Annotated in this window: 14 protein-coding genes and 1 other RNA gene; 4 read left to right on the top strand and 11 right to left on the bottom strand. The window is 56.0% G+C overall.

The window, feature by feature from the left end; genetic code table 11:
• Positions 1-47: 47 nt before the first annotated feature.
• Together WFN75_RS00825 and yczE are read right to left on the bottom strand one after the other, a co-directional pair.
• A complete protein-coding gene (locus tag WFN75_RS00825) occupies positions 48-1118 on the bottom strand; it encodes a LacI family DNA-binding transcriptional regulator (RefSeq protein ID WP_233800998.1) in 1071 nt (356 codons plus the stop codon).
• 76 nt (positions 1119-1194) lie between these two features.
• Complete coding sequence (gene yczE, locus WFN75_RS00820; protein WP_336995446.1) at positions 1195-1806, bottom strand: membrane protein YczE; 612 nt, start codon at positions 1804-1806, stop codon at positions 1195-1197.
• A gap of 84 nt (positions 1807-1890) precedes the next feature.
• Here yczE and yczR point away from each other — a divergent pair, with 84 nt between their 5' ends.
• Positions 1891-3312, top strand: coding sequence for a MocR-like transcription factor YczR (gene yczR / locus WFN75_RS00815; RefSeq protein WP_336995445.1), 1422 nt, complete (start codon positions 1891-1893; stop codon positions 3310-3312).
• A gap of 143 nt (positions 3313-3455) precedes the next feature.
• Here yczR and WFN75_RS00810 read toward each other — a convergent pair whose 3' ends face one another.
• Positions 3456-3674: a hypothetical protein gene (locus tag WFN75_RS00810; RefSeq protein ID WP_040076883.1), complete on the bottom strand. Its 219-nt coding sequence runs from the start codon at positions 3672-3674 to the stop codon at positions 3456-3458.
• Positions 3671-3922: a hypothetical protein gene (locus WFN75_RS00805; protein ID WP_040076884.1), complete on the bottom strand. Its 252-nt coding sequence runs from the start codon at positions 3920-3922 to the stop codon at positions 3671-3673. The genes WFN75_RS00810 and WFN75_RS00805 overlap by 4 nt, the downstream gene beginning before the upstream one ends.
• Positions 3923-4239: 317 nt before the next feature.
• On the opposite strand from WFN75_RS00805, the gene WFN75_RS00800 reads away from it, so the two are divergent.
• The gene (locus tag WFN75_RS00800) at positions 4240-5262 is read left to right on the top strand and encodes a type II restriction endonuclease (RefSeq protein WP_336995444.1); all 1023 of its coding nucleotides are present in this window, start codon (positions 4240-4242) and stop codon (positions 5260-5262) included.
• Here WFN75_RS00800 and yhdJ read toward each other — a convergent pair.
• Positions 5234-6139, bottom strand: a complete 906-nt coding sequence (gene yhdJ / locus WFN75_RS00795) for an adenine-specific DNA-methyltransferase (RefSeq protein WP_286777583.1) — start codon at positions 6137-6139, stop codon at positions 5234-5236. The two genes, WFN75_RS00800 and yhdJ, sit on opposite strands and share 29 nt — an antisense overlap.
• Positions 6140-6270: 131 nt before the next feature.
• Positions 6271-6367, bottom strand: an RNA gene (gene ffs, locus WFN75_RS00790) — signal recognition particle sRNA small type.
• Between the two features lie 161 nt (positions 6368-6528).
• Between ffs and WFN75_RS00785 the strand changes: the two genes are divergently transcribed.
• Positions 6529-6840 (top strand): MGMT family protein, encoded by a 312-nt coding sequence (locus tag WFN75_RS00785; RefSeq protein ID WP_336995443.1) that lies wholly within the window; start codon positions 6529-6531, stop codon positions 6838-6840.
• A 30-nt stretch (positions 6841-6870) separates the two neighbouring features.
• Here the strand turns inward: WFN75_RS00785 and WFN75_RS00780 are convergent, their stop codons facing one another.
• A complete protein-coding gene (locus WFN75_RS00780; RefSeq protein WP_046884444.1) occupies positions 6871-7440 on the bottom strand; it encodes a YbaY family lipoprotein in 570 nt (189 codons plus the stop codon).
• 207 nt (positions 7441-7647) lie between these two features.
• Between WFN75_RS00780 and tesB the strand changes: the two genes are divergently transcribed.
• On the top strand, positions 7648-8508 hold the full coding sequence (tesB, locus tag WFN75_RS00775; protein WP_040076888.1) for an acyl-CoA thioesterase II: 861 nt from the start codon (positions 7648-7650) through the stop codon (positions 8506-8508).
• Positions 8509-8570: 62 nt separating this feature from the next.
• Here the strand turns inward: tesB and amtB are convergent, their stop codons facing one another.
• The 4 genes from amtB to WFN75_RS00755 form a co-directional block, all read right to left on the bottom strand.
• A complete protein-coding gene (gene amtB, locus WFN75_RS00770) occupies positions 8571-9857 on the bottom strand; it encodes an ammonium transporter AmtB (RefSeq protein WP_207293113.1) in 1287 nt (428 codons plus the stop codon).
• 33 nt (positions 9858-9890) lie between these two features.
• A complete protein-coding gene (glnK, locus tag WFN75_RS00765) occupies positions 9891-10229 on the bottom strand; it encodes a P-II family nitrogen regulator (protein ID WP_040076890.1) in 339 nt (112 codons plus the stop codon).
• 254 nt (positions 10230-10483) lie between these two features.
• Positions 10484-12262 (bottom strand): SmdB family multidrug efflux ABC transporter permease/ATP-binding protein, encoded by a 1779-nt coding sequence (locus WFN75_RS00760; protein ID WP_207293112.1) that lies wholly within the window; start codon positions 12260-12262, stop codon positions 10484-10486.
• The gene (locus WFN75_RS00755; RefSeq protein ID WP_046884448.1) at positions 12255-14027 is read right to left on the bottom strand and encodes a SmdA family multidrug ABC transporter permease/ATP-binding protein; all 1773 of its coding nucleotides are present in this window, start codon (positions 14025-14027) and stop codon (positions 12255-12257) included. The genes WFN75_RS00760 and WFN75_RS00755 overlap by 8 nt, the downstream gene beginning before the upstream one ends.
• Between the last annotated feature and the right edge of the window lie 33 nt (positions 14028-14060).

Below are 14060 nucleotides of genomic sequence, written 5' to 3'. Positions count from 1 at the left end.
GGGGTAAAGCAGGAGCGCCTCGTGAAGCGAGGCAGATCACAAAAGTCTTATCGACGTGCCAGTTGGCCAGCCAGGATCGCCAGCGATTTCAACTGTTGAGCAAGTTCCTCGTTACCTTGCTGTTGCGCGCCCTGCCGCGCCGTTGAATGGCGCTCGACCAGGCTTACGGGCAGTTGCGTTTGCCCGGCCTCTTTTTCTGTTGGTGGCGACAGGAGCCACTCGACGCTACGCTGCCCGGCCTCGCGGAAGGCCTGACGTATCGTGGTCAGCGGCGGGGTAAACCAGGCGCTGTCTGCAGTATCGTCAAAGCCCACCACCGAGATCTGTCCGGGCACCGCCACGCCTTTTTCAGCGCAGGCACGCAGCACCCCCAGCGCCATCTGATCGTTGGCGACCAGAATCGCCTGCGGCAGGGCGGGTCCAGCCAACAATTGATGCGCCTTTTCATAGCCCGATGCGGCGCTCCAGTCTCCCCAGGCCATCGCGCAGGGTTCGATTCCAGCCTGAGCCAGCGCCTCTCGCCATCCGCTCAGCCTTGCGCGGGAGGAGACCGAACTATCCGGCCCGCTCAGCAGAGCGATCTGCCGGTGTCCCAGCGCGAGAAGATGTTCGACGCCCAGTCGTGCCCCCTGTTCCGCATCGAAGACCAGACTCTGCACTGGCGCATCGGGCGAAACATCCAGGAAAAGCACCGGGACCGGCGCGGCCTGGGCCTGCAACTGCTCCGCCTGCGCGTTTTCCAGCGGAACGTTAACCAGCAGCCCTTCAACCCGCTGGGCAAGAAGATCCTGAAGCGCGGCCAGACACTGCTGCGGTTGCTCCACCATCGAAATCAAGACACTGGCGCCTCGCTCCCCGGCGCGGGATTTCACCGCCGAGGCGATCTGGGAAGGCGCATGTAGTGCCAGATCGGTGGTAATCAGCCCGAGCGTATGGGTTCGTTTTCCCGCCAGCTGCTGTGCGCCACGGTTCGGGACATAGTGCAGCTCGGCCATCGCCTGCTGCACCTTTTCCCGCGTACGGGTGGAAACGTGTTCCGCGTCGTTAATGACGCGGGAGACAGTTTGATAAGAGACGCCCGCGAGGCGAGCGACGTCATATAACGTGATCGATTTCATGCGCATTGCGTGGTGAGGAGAGAGGCGTCCATTCTGTCACAATGCACAAGACAAAGCTTGTGAGCGCTTCGCAAAATTAGACAGAGCGCTCAGCCTGGCCGGTAACAATACGCGCCGGCGTATGACGAAACCAGGGCAGACAGAGCTGAATCAGCGGGCCGATGCAGAGTGCGTAAAGTACGGTCCCCACGCCAAGGTTGCCCCCCAGCGCCCAGCCGATAAGCAGAACGGAGACTTCAATCGCCGTACGCACGCTGCGCACCGACCAGCCGGTGCGGGCATGGATGCCGGTCATCAGCCCATCGCGCGGTCCGGCGCCGAAGCCTGCGCCAATATACATACCCGTTGCCAGCGCATTGACGATCACCGCACTCGCCAGTAAGGCACTGCGGACTACCAGCGAGTCGATAGGGAGGATAAGTGCCAATGACGCATCCGCTGCAAGGCCAATCACAATCACGTTACTGATAGTCCCTAACCCAGGGCGCTGGCGCAGCGGGATCCAGAACAGCAGCACGGCCGCACCGGTCAGGATCATTACGGTACCAATGTCCATCGCCAGTAATTTTGTCACCCCCAGGTGAAAGACGTTCCAGGGATCTGCGCCGAGGCTGGCGCGCACAAACATAGCGGTAGAGAGCCCGTATAAACTCAATCCCACATACAGCTGAAGTAAACGACGTAACATGATTTCTCTCCGAATATCCCGGCTTTCATCATTACCTGAAATGGCATTATGATTAATATCCAGTTTTAAAAAAGTGGACTGCATATGTCATCTCGTCGCTTTGGAACTCAGTCATTAATGCGGCTGCTGGGGCACTGGCAGCAAGAGCACTCTCGCACGCCGATCTGGCGCCAGCTAGCCGACGCGCTGCGTCTGCTGATCCTGGATGGACGGCTGGCGCTCGATACGCGCCTGCCGGGGGAGCGTGAACTGGCAACCTCGCTGGGGGTGAGTCGCACCACGATCAGCAGCGCCCTCGCCCATCTGCGCGACGCGGGTTATCTTGAAAGCCGACTCGGTAGCGGTTCCCGCATAACCCTCCCCGATAGTCGCGCCATTCCCACCCGCGCAGTTGCCAGCGAAGCGCTGGATCTCTCCACCGCCGCCCTCGGCGCCGGGCCGGAGATCTTTCAGGCCTACACGCATGCACTTACGGCACTTAGCCAGTATCTGACCCATACCGGTTATGACCAGGCTGGCCTCCAGCCGCTGCGGGCGGCCATCGCCTCACGTTACACCGCCCGGGGGTTACCGACCCGGCCAGAAGAGATCATGGTGGTGAACGGTGCCGTCAGCGGCCTGGCCCTCGTATTGCGGATGCTAACCGGTCCGGGCGATCGGGTGGTGGTGGATCACCCTACCTACCCGTTAGCCATTGCGGCCATTCAGGGAGCGGCTTGTCGCCCGGTCGGGGTTTCGCTTCCCCAGACAGGCTGGGACATCGACGGTTTTGCCGCCACGCTGGCCCAGACCGCGCCGCGGCTTGCGTACCTGATGCCAGATTTTCATAACCCGACCGGACGCTGCATGGACAGCAATACGCGAGAAGCCATCGCCGCCATCGCCGCCCGCACCCGCACGACGCTGGTGGTGGATGAGACCATGGTTGACCTCTGGTACGACGCCCCGCCCCCGCCGCCCCTCGCCGCGTTCGATAAGCAGGCCAACGTCATTACGCTTGGGTCCGCAGGAAAAAGTTTCTGGGGCGGCCTGCGGCTGGGGTGGATCCGCGCCTCTTCCCGTACCATCGCCTCCCTGACTCAAACGCGAGATACGCTTGACCTGGGTTCGCCGCTGCTGGAGCAACTGGCGACGCTATGGCTGATTGAACGGAGCAACGAATTTCTGCCTGCCCGGCGAGAGATGCTTAACGCACGGCGGCGACGCTGTAGCGAGCTGATGCAGGCGCACTTCCCCGACTGGCGTTTCCAGCAGCCGCAGGGAGGCTTATCGTTCTGGGTGGAGCTGCCAGATCTGCTGGCAACGCAACTGGCCGCGCGCGCCGAAACGGTCGGTATTCATCTGGGCACCGGCACAAGGTTCGGCCTGTCGGGTGCCTTCGATCGCTATCTGCGTATGCCTTTTTCGCTGGAACCGGCCGAGCTGGAGAGCGCACTTTTACGAATAAAACCGCTGTGGCAGCCCCTTAATAATGGTGGGTCGGCAATAAAACGAAATATTGTGTAGCCTGAATATAAAAAAAAGCAAACGGCACGCGCTTGCTTTATTCGGCAGAAAAGTGATGCCGTGCACAATTATGATTTTCAGGTTCAAAGTAAAAAGCGTCTGACTGTAACTGATACAGTCAGACGCTTTCTGGCGACGCCTGTTCAGTGCTGCGGAGGAATGGGGAAACCTTTTAGCGAAATAACAAAATCATCGCCCTCTTTCTTTATTTTTGCACCGGTATCGCACCAGTCTGACGCAATTCGAAAGAATTCATCACTACCTACATTCCAGCCCAGGCGGACATGTTTGACATAGCCAGATCGCAGGAGTGAACAGGCTTCCTGATAGTCACTGGCAGTAGATTGTTGTGAATGTTTCATTTTTTCTTCTTCAGAATTTTACGCAATGCCTTGATTTCTTTAGGAGTAAATGGCGTAACGTTCTCTTCTTCCGTATGCTGATTGTCGATATCCTCTTCCGTTACTCCCGCCTCTTCTACTGCTTCGAACGCCAGCAGCAGCAGTTTTTCTGTCGTAACACTGAGATTCTCGTTATTAGCTTCTGCGTACTCACGGAGTCTCTCTTTTAAGGTTCCGTCAATTTTCACATTCAGTACAGCTGTTGTCATGGTGCGGCGTCCTTTGTCATAATTTCTTAATTTAATACACGAAGTTATCATTATTATCCAGATATATATTCATAGCTTATATATCTACTGATAAATCATAATTAACCTGCCTGTCCTTTATGACAAAATAATGACAATTACATTTCAGTTGAATGACAGCTTAAGTATAGTCAGGTGAAACTTTTATTACCCATAAATTAATTAAGCCTTCGCGCTATCGTAAAAAAATTTGCCTGACGGGGGTCACATCAGCTAAAAAATCATGTTCATCAATAAGATAATCAGTTTCCATCCGGGAAGGCCACAAGGAGTGGTGCATGAGCACCTTTAGCGACAAGATTGATCAGCTGGCAGACGAACTTAACATCCCCCGCCACACCATTGCGTATCAGTTCATCATCAATAACACCCTGGCGTCCGATCGCGGTAGTAAAGCCCGACGCTCACTCGGCACGCTTTATGCGCTTTACGTGCTCTGTAATGCCTGGAACAACAATCAGCGTGAAGGCACCACCTTCACCGCGCTAATGGAGGAGATGCGTCGCCTGCCGTTTGGCTCCAAATTACAAAACCATGCGCTGGACAACCGCCTGAACGATAAAATTCGCCGCGGTTTTGGCGCCAGTGATGCGTTACTTCCGGTTAGCGCCGTGCCAGAAAAGAAGCGCAAAATCTCCGCAGAATTTCTGACCCAGCATGGTATGAACGCCGACTCGGCGGCGCTGTTTATCACCCGTGCTATCGATCTCTATGTCGCCGAAATTACGGAAAATCAGAACGCCTTTCTCAAAGAGATCGAAGGCGCCACCAGCGCACAGGAGATACTGAGCTTTGTTGAAAAATCATGGCACCCGAAAGCCGATGCCCGACTGTTTGAAGTGGTTTCCTATTCAGTGCTTAAGCTGCACTACGCCAGGATGACGGTCAAAATTAATGACGTGGTTAAGCCCTACGAGCTTTTCAAGACCGGGCGCACCAACGCCAACGATGGCGGAATTGATTTCGTGTTACGTCCTGAAGGCCGCTTCTTCCAGGTCACTGAGGTGCTGGATTTTAAGAAGTACTTTCTCGACTTTGATAAGACCAACAAATTCCCGATCAGCTTTGTTATCAAAACGCTGAAGACGTCCGACGAGGCCTTTACCGCCATTCGCAACAAGGCGCTAAAATCGATGGAACAGGCGGTGGCAGACGGTTATATGTCGCTGTTTGAAGAGATTATCACCGTGCCGACGCTGCAAGCTATCCTTGGCACGGTGGCGAAGTCGGAGGCGCAGATCCAGCAGCTAAAAGCGGTGATCTGCGAAAACTTCAAACTGGAATATGGTCTTCTGGATTAGTCGGCCCGTCGTGAGGGGTATTGGTGCCCCTTACGTTTTTAGAGAGGTTTTTGGTTTTGCGCTTTTTCACCTTTTCGAGCTCTTGCTCTGTGAAGTGCGAGGCCACCGCCAGGCGACGGATCCCCATCTTCACATACTCTTCGTTGATCTCAATTCCCACAAACTGACGCCCACACTCAATGGCGACCGCACCAGTGGTAAAGCTGCCCGCAAAGGGATCGAGCACCACATCGCCCGGATTAGAGGACGCCAGAATAATTCTTTTCAGCAGCGCGGTCGGCTTTTGCGTCGGATGGTTTTCATATTCATCCATCAAAAAACGCACGCGAGGAAACTCCCAGACGTTACCCGGCACCTTTTGGGTGTTATAGGGCTGCGGCGGGTTTTTTCGGTAATCAATGAGGGCGCGTTTCGCACCGGTAGGCGCTTCGACCAGGATAGCATCGCTATTAAAGGTGTACTTCTTCGCGTTTTTAACCATCATCAGGATCGGTTCATACATTGAGCCGAAGAAACGCTTTGCCTGCACGCCAGAGCTGTCGTAAGCCCAGACGATGCGACTTTTAATCTCAAACAGCTCGCGACATTTGATGTCGATATAGGGCATGTTCTCAGTGCTGTTCATGATGTACATAGTGCCCGTCTCTTTCAGGACGCGGTGACACTCATCAATGCACTCAAACAGCCAGGCGTGAAATTCCTTTTCGTCCCACAGTTCACGCAGGCCATCGAAATCCTTGCCAATATTGTAGGGAGGATCGGCAAAAACCAGATCGACACTGGCATCTGGCAGCTTTTTAAGCTCTGTCAGCGCATCGCCATGGACGATTTTAGTGCTGTTATCTCCGTAATATTTTGCGTTGATGTCAATTTTCATGCGCCATCTCACCAGGAACTTTTATCGTCAATATTAACTGTATAAATAACCATACTCAAGCTATCTGCCAGAGGGTTATTGTAGCCTGAATGGGGAAAAAGAGAATTTACGGCGGGGGAATTGGGTGGGGGCCCTGCCAGCTACATCCCGGCACACACGTCGTCTGCCCTGGCTGCTTCCTTCCGGACCTGACCTGGTGAACAGAGTAGCGTTGCGGGAGAACCAACAGAGCCCCCATTGAGAGCGTTGATAACCAACGCGCTGGCGCATTATCCCTGCACAGGATCGCAATTGCAAGTTAACCGCGACCGGATGATGGTTTATTGCGCAGCATGGCCCGTGATTGCGCTATTATTCTCCGTTATTTCGCTCAGTCAGCAGGAGTATTCATGGAACAGCACGACGGATTCCCGCAGCGGGTATGGCAAATTGTCGCCTCCATCCCCGAGGGAACGGTTACCACCTATGGCGATGTGGCACGTCTGGCGGGTTCGCCACGAGCCGCACGACAGGTTGGCGGCGTGCTTAAACGGATCCCGGAAGGCAGCACCCTGCCATGGCATCGGGTGGTTAACCGCCACGGGCAAATTTCCCTTACCGGCCCGGATTTACAACGCCAGCGTCAGGCACTGCTGGCTGAAGGGGTACAGGTGTCGGGAAAGGGTGAAATTGATTTGCAGCACTATCGGTGGATTTACTAAACCCCCTCCCGGGCGGGAGGGGATAGGGTCTTAGTACTGCGTTGGTGCAGGCACTGCGGAAGATGGCGTAACCTGCGTCGGTGAGGTTGATGGCACGGTCGTCGTCGCGCCACCGCTCTGCTGGAGCGGTACTGCCATTTGCTGTACAGGCACCAGCACCAGATCGGCTTTGGTACCGCCCTGGTTGATTACTGGTTTCACCGTATCGGTGACAAACACCAGCTTATCGTCGACCGTGATTGCTGCACTTAACAAAATCCGGGCGTTGGGCTGCACATCAGACGGATTGAAAGGCAGGACGAAGCTAAATGGCGCCTGTTTGCCCTCGGTACGCACCGCTTTCTGTGCCAAAACTTTTGACGGGGAGTCGGCCAGCGAGGCATCAGACAGGGTGACGGTCAACACCGCGTCAGGCGGTAACGCCACTTTCTGACGGATCCAGACTGAACCGGTTACTGATGGCTGCTGAATGGTTGGCTGTGTCGCTACGCCGGAGGTATTTGGATTAGGCGCTGGCGTCTGAATGTCTGCACTTTTGTCTGCACAGGCGGTCAGAGCAACCGCTACCGCTAAACCACTTAACGCGTGCACGAGTTTCATTGAGTTCTCCTTATCTTCAATGCACCAGCGGGATCGATACCGCCAGAAGAGTGGTTAAACAAAGTTAACGTGAGTAAGTGTGGCACACATCACTTATTTATGCCTGGATTCGCCTCGTTATTCAGACTATTGCACCCATCGGACCACTTGTATTTCTGCGTTATACTCTGGCTATCTTTCGCCACGGCGTATTTATTGAGGACGATTATGAGTCAGGCACTAAACAATCTGCTGACATTACTTAACCTGGAAAAAATAGAGGAAGGACTCTTTCGGGGGCAAAGCGAAGATCTGGGTTTACGCCAGGTCTTTGGCGGTCAGGTTGTGGGGCAGGCTCTCTATGCGGCTAAAGAGACCGTACCCGCAGAACGCCTGGTCCACTCCTTCCACAGCTACTTTTTACGCCCGGGCGACAGTCAAAAACCTATCGTTTATGACGTCGAGGTGCTGCGCGACGGCAACAGCTTTAGTGCCCGTCGCGTTGCCGCGGTGCAAAATGGTAAACCCATCTTTTATATGACCGCCTCTTTCCAGGCCCCAGAGCCGGGCTACGAACATCAGAAAACCATGCCCCCTGCCCCGGCACCGGATGATCTCCGTTCTGAAACCGAAATCGCCCGCGACCTTTCACATCTGTTGCCACCACAGGTCAAAGAGAAGTTTCTTTGCGATAAGCCGCTGGAGATCCGCCCGGTGGAATTTCATAACCCGATGAAAGGTCACACCGCAGAGCCTGCGCGCCAGGTGTGGATCCGTGCCAACGGTACGGTGCCGGAAGATTTTCGCGTGCATCAATACCTGCTGGGCTACGCCTCTGATTTCAACTTCCTGCCTGTTGCGCTGCAACCGCACGGAGTAGGCTTCCTGGAAAAAGGGATGCAGGTAGCCACCATCGATCACTCTATGTGGTTCCACCGTCCGTTTAATATGAACGAGTGGCTGCTGTATAGCGTGGAGAGCACCTCGGCATCCAGCGCGCGTGGGTTTGTGCGGGGTGAGTTTTATACGCAGGATGGCGTGCTGGTGGCATCGACGGTACAGGAAGGGGTCATGCGCAACCGCGGCTAACCCAGACAGGGGGATGCTCATAAAAGCAAAACGGCAACCCAGGGTTGCCGTTTCGTTATTGACTATGCGTTGTAAGCATTCTCGCCGTGGCTGTTGACGTCCAGCCCTTCGCGCTCCTGCTCTTCCGGTACGCGCAGACCCACGGTCATGTCAGCCAGCTTGTAACCGATAAAGGCCACCACGCCAGACCACACTACCGTAATCGCGATGCTCTCGAGCTGCACCAGCACCTGATGAGTCATGGTTACACCTTCTGCGTAACCGACGCCGCCGAGCGAGGTGGCTGCGAAGATACCGGTCATGATGCAGCCGACGATACCGCAAACGCCGTGCACGCCGAACACATCGCAAGGGTCATCCACACGCAGAATACGTTTCAGTGCCGTTACGCCCCACAGACCCGCCAGACCCGCGACGATACCGATGATCAGCGCGCCGCCGACGCCAACGAAACCACAGGCGGGGGTGATACCGACCAGACCCGCAATGGCACCGGAACAGGCGCCCAGCAGAGAGGGTTTGCCTCGTACGGCCCACTCACCAAATACCCAGGAGAGAATCGCACCGGCGGTCGCTACCACGGTGTTGACGAAAGCCAGCGCCGCGATTTCGTTTGCTGAGCTTGCTGAACCGGCGTTAAAGCCAAACCAGCCGAAATAGAGGATCGCGGTGCCGGTGAAGACCATCGGCAGGTTGTGCGGTTTAAAGGCTTCTTTGCCAAAACCAACGCGTTTGCCAATCAGGTACGCCCCAACCAGACCCGCAACGGCGGCGTTGATGTGCACCACCGTCCCGCCGGCAAAGTCCAGCGCGCCGTGAGAAGCCAGCAGACCACCACCCCAAACCATATGCGCCACGGGCACATAAGAGAGCGTCAGCCAGACCACGACAAAAATGAGCACCGCAGAGAAACGAATACGTTCCGCCAGCGCCCCCACAATCAACCCGACGGTGATGCAGGCGAAAGAGCCCTGGAATGCTACGTGGATATACTGATAGAAGCTGCCCATTACCGCGGTCAGTTCGATATTTTTCAGCATCGCCCAGTTGAAGCTGCCAAAGAAGGCGTTACCCTCGCCAAACGCCAGCGAGTAGCCGTATACCACCCATAACACGCAGACCAGCGCAAAAGTTACCGCAACCTGAGTGAGCATAGAGAGGACGTTTTTACCGCGAATCAGGCCGCCGTAGAACAGCGCAATCCCGGGAATAGTCATGAACAGCACCAGTGCGGTGCAAATCATCATAAAAGCGTTATCCGCTTTGTCGGCGACCGCCGGCGCAGCCATTGCCAGGCCTGGCAACAACGCCAACGATCCCAGAGCCGCGTTAAGAGTTGTTTTCTTCATTATCTTGATCCCTATCACTGTGTGCCCGGTGTTTTACAGCGCTGCTTCGTCGGCTTCGCCCGTACGAATACGAATGACGCGTTGCAGTTCGGCAACGAAAATTTTGCCGTCGCCAATTTTGCCGGTGTAGGCCGCTTTGCTGATGATATCTATCACCTCTTCCAGCTGATCGTCGGCAATCGCCACATCAATTTTTACCTTTGGCAGGAAGTTGACGCTGTATTCCGCCCCGCGGTAGAGCTCTGCATGGCCTTTCTGACGACCAAAGCCTTTCACTTCGGTGACAGTCAGCCCCTGAATACCAATGGAAGACAGCGCTTCGCGAACGTCTTCGAGTTTGAACGGTTTGATTACCACGGTAACCAGCTTCATAAATCCCCTCCAGTCAGAATTCGGTAGTGGCTTCAGCTAACACGTAAGAGATATTGCAAGCGCTGTGCCAGAATTCTTAAAAGAGGAAAATTTGCTGGCCGACGCCGCGTAATCAGGAGGGATTGGCTAAGGGTAAGGCGTAACGAGGCGGGAGAGTGAGTGGCGCGAAAAAAAACGCACCATGACAGTGCAGGGTGCGTTTCATTTTTGCACCAGCAGTTTTACCTGTTAGTGCATTGCCTGTTTTTGGTGCATCAGGCGCTGAGCGACTCCTCGCGAGTGCTGGCCTCCAGCTCCTCACCCGCCAGCTGCAGCTGATACATCTGCCAGTAACGGCCTTTCGCCTCAAGCAGTTGCCGGTGCGTACCCCGCTCTACGGCCTGTCCGCGGTGCAGCACCAGAATGGTATCGGCTTCAACGATGGTGGAGAGTCGGTGAGCGATCACCACCAGCGTGGTCTGCTCACGAACCGCCGCCAGGGCCTGCTGGATAGCCTGCTCGGTGCCGGAGTCGATACTTGCGGTGGCTTCATCAAGGATCAGCACCTGCGGCGTCTCAATCAACACCCGCGCCAGCGCCAACAGCTGTTTTTGGCCCACCGACAAATTATTGCCCTGCTCTCCCAGCCGCGTATGGATGCCGTCATGTAAGCCCCGCGCCAGTTCAGCCAGTTGCACCTGCTCCAGCACGGCCCACACCTGCTCTTCGCTGTAATCACGCCCCAGCGTAACGTTGGCGAAGAAGGTGTCTGCCAGCACCACCGGATCTTGTTGCACCATCGCCACCCCTTTGCGCAGCGTGCTGTGGCTCAGAGTCGCCAGCGGACGACCATCAAGACGGATCTCCCCCTGCGTCAGCGGATAGTAGCCCATCAGCAGGCTGGCTAAGGTACTTTTACCGCTCCCGGTATGGCCCACCAGCGCCACAAAGCTGCGGGACGGAACGTGAAGAGTGATGTCCTGCAATACCAGACGATCGTCGCGATACGCAAAAGAGAGATTATCAATGGCGATATCGCCGCTTTGCAGCTCCCGGGTGTCCTGGCCGTACATCTGACGCGGCCTGTCCATCAGTTCAAACACCCGCTCGCCCGCGACAACCGCCTGTTGCAGCATTGATTGCTGCGTGGTGAGTTCGATTAGCGGTTCGTTTAAACGCCCAAGATAACTAATGAAGGCGTAGAGAACCCCCACCTGAATAGTGCCGTTGGCCCCCAGACCAAATTGCAGGAGCAAACCACAGAGGATCAGGGCCGAAAAGAGGCTCAGCAACGGGCGCAGCAGGAAGCCATCCAGCCGCAGGGTCTGCATGCGCGCCATATAATGTGAACGGCTCGCTTCCCCCATCCGCTCACCAAAGCGCGCCTGCTGGCGGAACTGCTGGATCACACTCATACCATTAATAACTTCATTAAAGCCGTCGTTAATGTCTGCCAGGTAGGCACGCACACGACGGACGATAGGCGTGCTGTAACGCTGGTAGATCATCATGACAATAAAGACGGCAGGGAAGATCGCGATCGCCACCAGCGCCATGCGCCATTCAAGGCTGAACATCGCCACCAGCATTGCCCCAATCAGCGCCGCGCTGCGCAGCACCGTGGAGACCACGGTGACGTAGAGATCGCGGATCACTTCCGTATCATTGGTTACGCGAGAGATAATCTGCCCCACCGGCTGGGTATCAAACTCGCTCAACGGCTGGCGCAGCGCAGCATCCATGACGTCGGTACGCAGTTGCTGGACCACGCCTACGGCGGCCTGGTTAAAGAGCAGCGATTGGGCATAGTGCAAACCGGCAGCTAACAGCTGCAGACCGACGTAAGCCACCCCCAGCCCGGCCACCAGGCCCAGCGGCAGGTAACTTTTGGCTACCATGTTGTCGATAAAATAGCTGATAAGCAGTGGCCCGCTCACTTCAGCGATCGCGGCGATCCACAGCATCACCACCGCCAGCGACAGCGGTTTTCGCCACGGCGAGCCGTAGGCCAGCAGCCGCTTCAGGATAGGCCACAACTGTCCAAAACTACGCATCGCTGGCCTCCTCATTCACTTCCGGCGCATCATCCAGCGCGGCTTCTAGCTGTTGATAGCGATACATATCGCGATACCATCCAGGTTGTTCTGACAACAGCTCGTGCTGCCCGCGCTGGGCAATATGCCCATGCTGCATCACCAGGATCTCACTCGCTTCAGTCAGGGCTGACAGGCGATGGGCGCTGATGATCACCGTGCGGCCTTCGCCCCACTGACGCAGGTTATGCAGGATCTGATGCTCGGTACGCCCATCTACGGCCGATAGCGCATCATCCAGAATCAGGATTTCAGCATTTAACAACAGGGCACGGGCAATCGAAATGCGCTGTTTTTGGCCGCCAGAGAGCATCACGCCCCGCTCGCCTACCTCAGTTTCATAGCCCTGCGGCAGACGTAAAATATCTTCATGCACGCTCGCCAGACGGGCGACATGTTCAATCTCCTGCTGGGTGGCCTCAGGGCAGCCAAGCGCAATATTACTGGCAACCGTATCGGAGAAGAGGAACGGCGTCTGGCTCACCACGGCCAGCCGGCTGCGCCAGCTATCCAGCTGCAGGCGGGTCAGGGGAATGTCGTGAAAACGAATATCCCCCTGGTCGATATCAAAATGGCGCTGAATCAACGATAGCAGGGTACTCTTGCCTGCGCCGGTCGGGCCGCAAATCCCCAGCATCTGTCCAGGACGCAGGGCGAAATGAACATTCTCAAGGGAGACCCGTTCGGCGTGCGGATAGCTGAACGAACGGATGGCGACCTTCAGCTCGCCACGCCCTTCCGGCACCGGCTCGCTCCCGTCATTTACCACCGGGGCCTCGGCGAGCATGTCGCGAATACGGCTATAGGCCGCGCTACCGCGCTCAACAATGTTGAACATCCATGCCAGCGCCAGCATCGGCCAGATCATCAGGCCAAGATACATGGCAAAGCTGGTGAGCTGACCGAGCGTTAACGAGCCCTGAACCACCATCCAGCTTCCGCCACCAATCGCCAGCATGTTCGCCATGCCGATAGCGATATAGATAGTGGGATCAAACCGGGCATCGATGCGGGCTACCCGCATATTTTTTGCGCCCGTATCGGCGGCATCGGCAGCGAAGAGCGACGATTGCCGGTCTTCCAGGCCAAAGGCTTTAATCATTCGAATACTGGTCAGGCTTTCCTGGGTGCGATCGTTCAGCGAGGAGAAGGCTGCCTGCGCCAGCTTAAAGCGCTCATGTAGTTGATCGCCATAACGTTTGATCGCCAGCGCCATGACGGGCATCGGCAACAGAGCCAGCAGCGTTAACTGCCAGCTGATCTGGGTCGACATCACTATCAACACCGCGCACCCCATCACCAGCGAGTCAACCAGGGTTAAGACCCCTTCTCCGGCGGCAAATACCACGCGGTCTACATCGTTAGTGGCCCGGGCAATGAGATCCCCGGTGCGGTGACGCAGATAGAATTCCGGATGCTGACGGCTAAGCTGACGATAAAAATCTTCACGCAGTTCCACTGCTAATTGGTAGGACGCGCCGAATAACAGGACACGCCAGACATAGCGCAGCAGATAGACCACCACCGCCGTCAGCACCAGCGTGCCGATCCACATCAACACCCGTGCGGTGGTGTAATGCTGTTCCGTAACGCCATCCACCACGTACCCCACCACCTTAGGCGGAATAAGTTGCAGAATGGCAATGATAATAAGCAGGGCAACTGCGCCGAGGTAGCGTTGCCACTCCCGACGAAAATACCAGCTTAACTGAGCAAATAATCGCACGCGGTCTTTTCCTGAAGGTCTTGTTCCGGCCAG

It is taken from the genome of Leclercia sp. UBA7405 (assembly GCF_037152215.1).
Classification (GTDB): domain Bacteria; phylum Pseudomonadota; class Gammaproteobacteria; order Enterobacterales; family Enterobacteriaceae; genus Enterobacter; species Enterobacter pneumoniae.
This window is presented reverse-complemented; position numbering and strand designations above follow the sequence as displayed.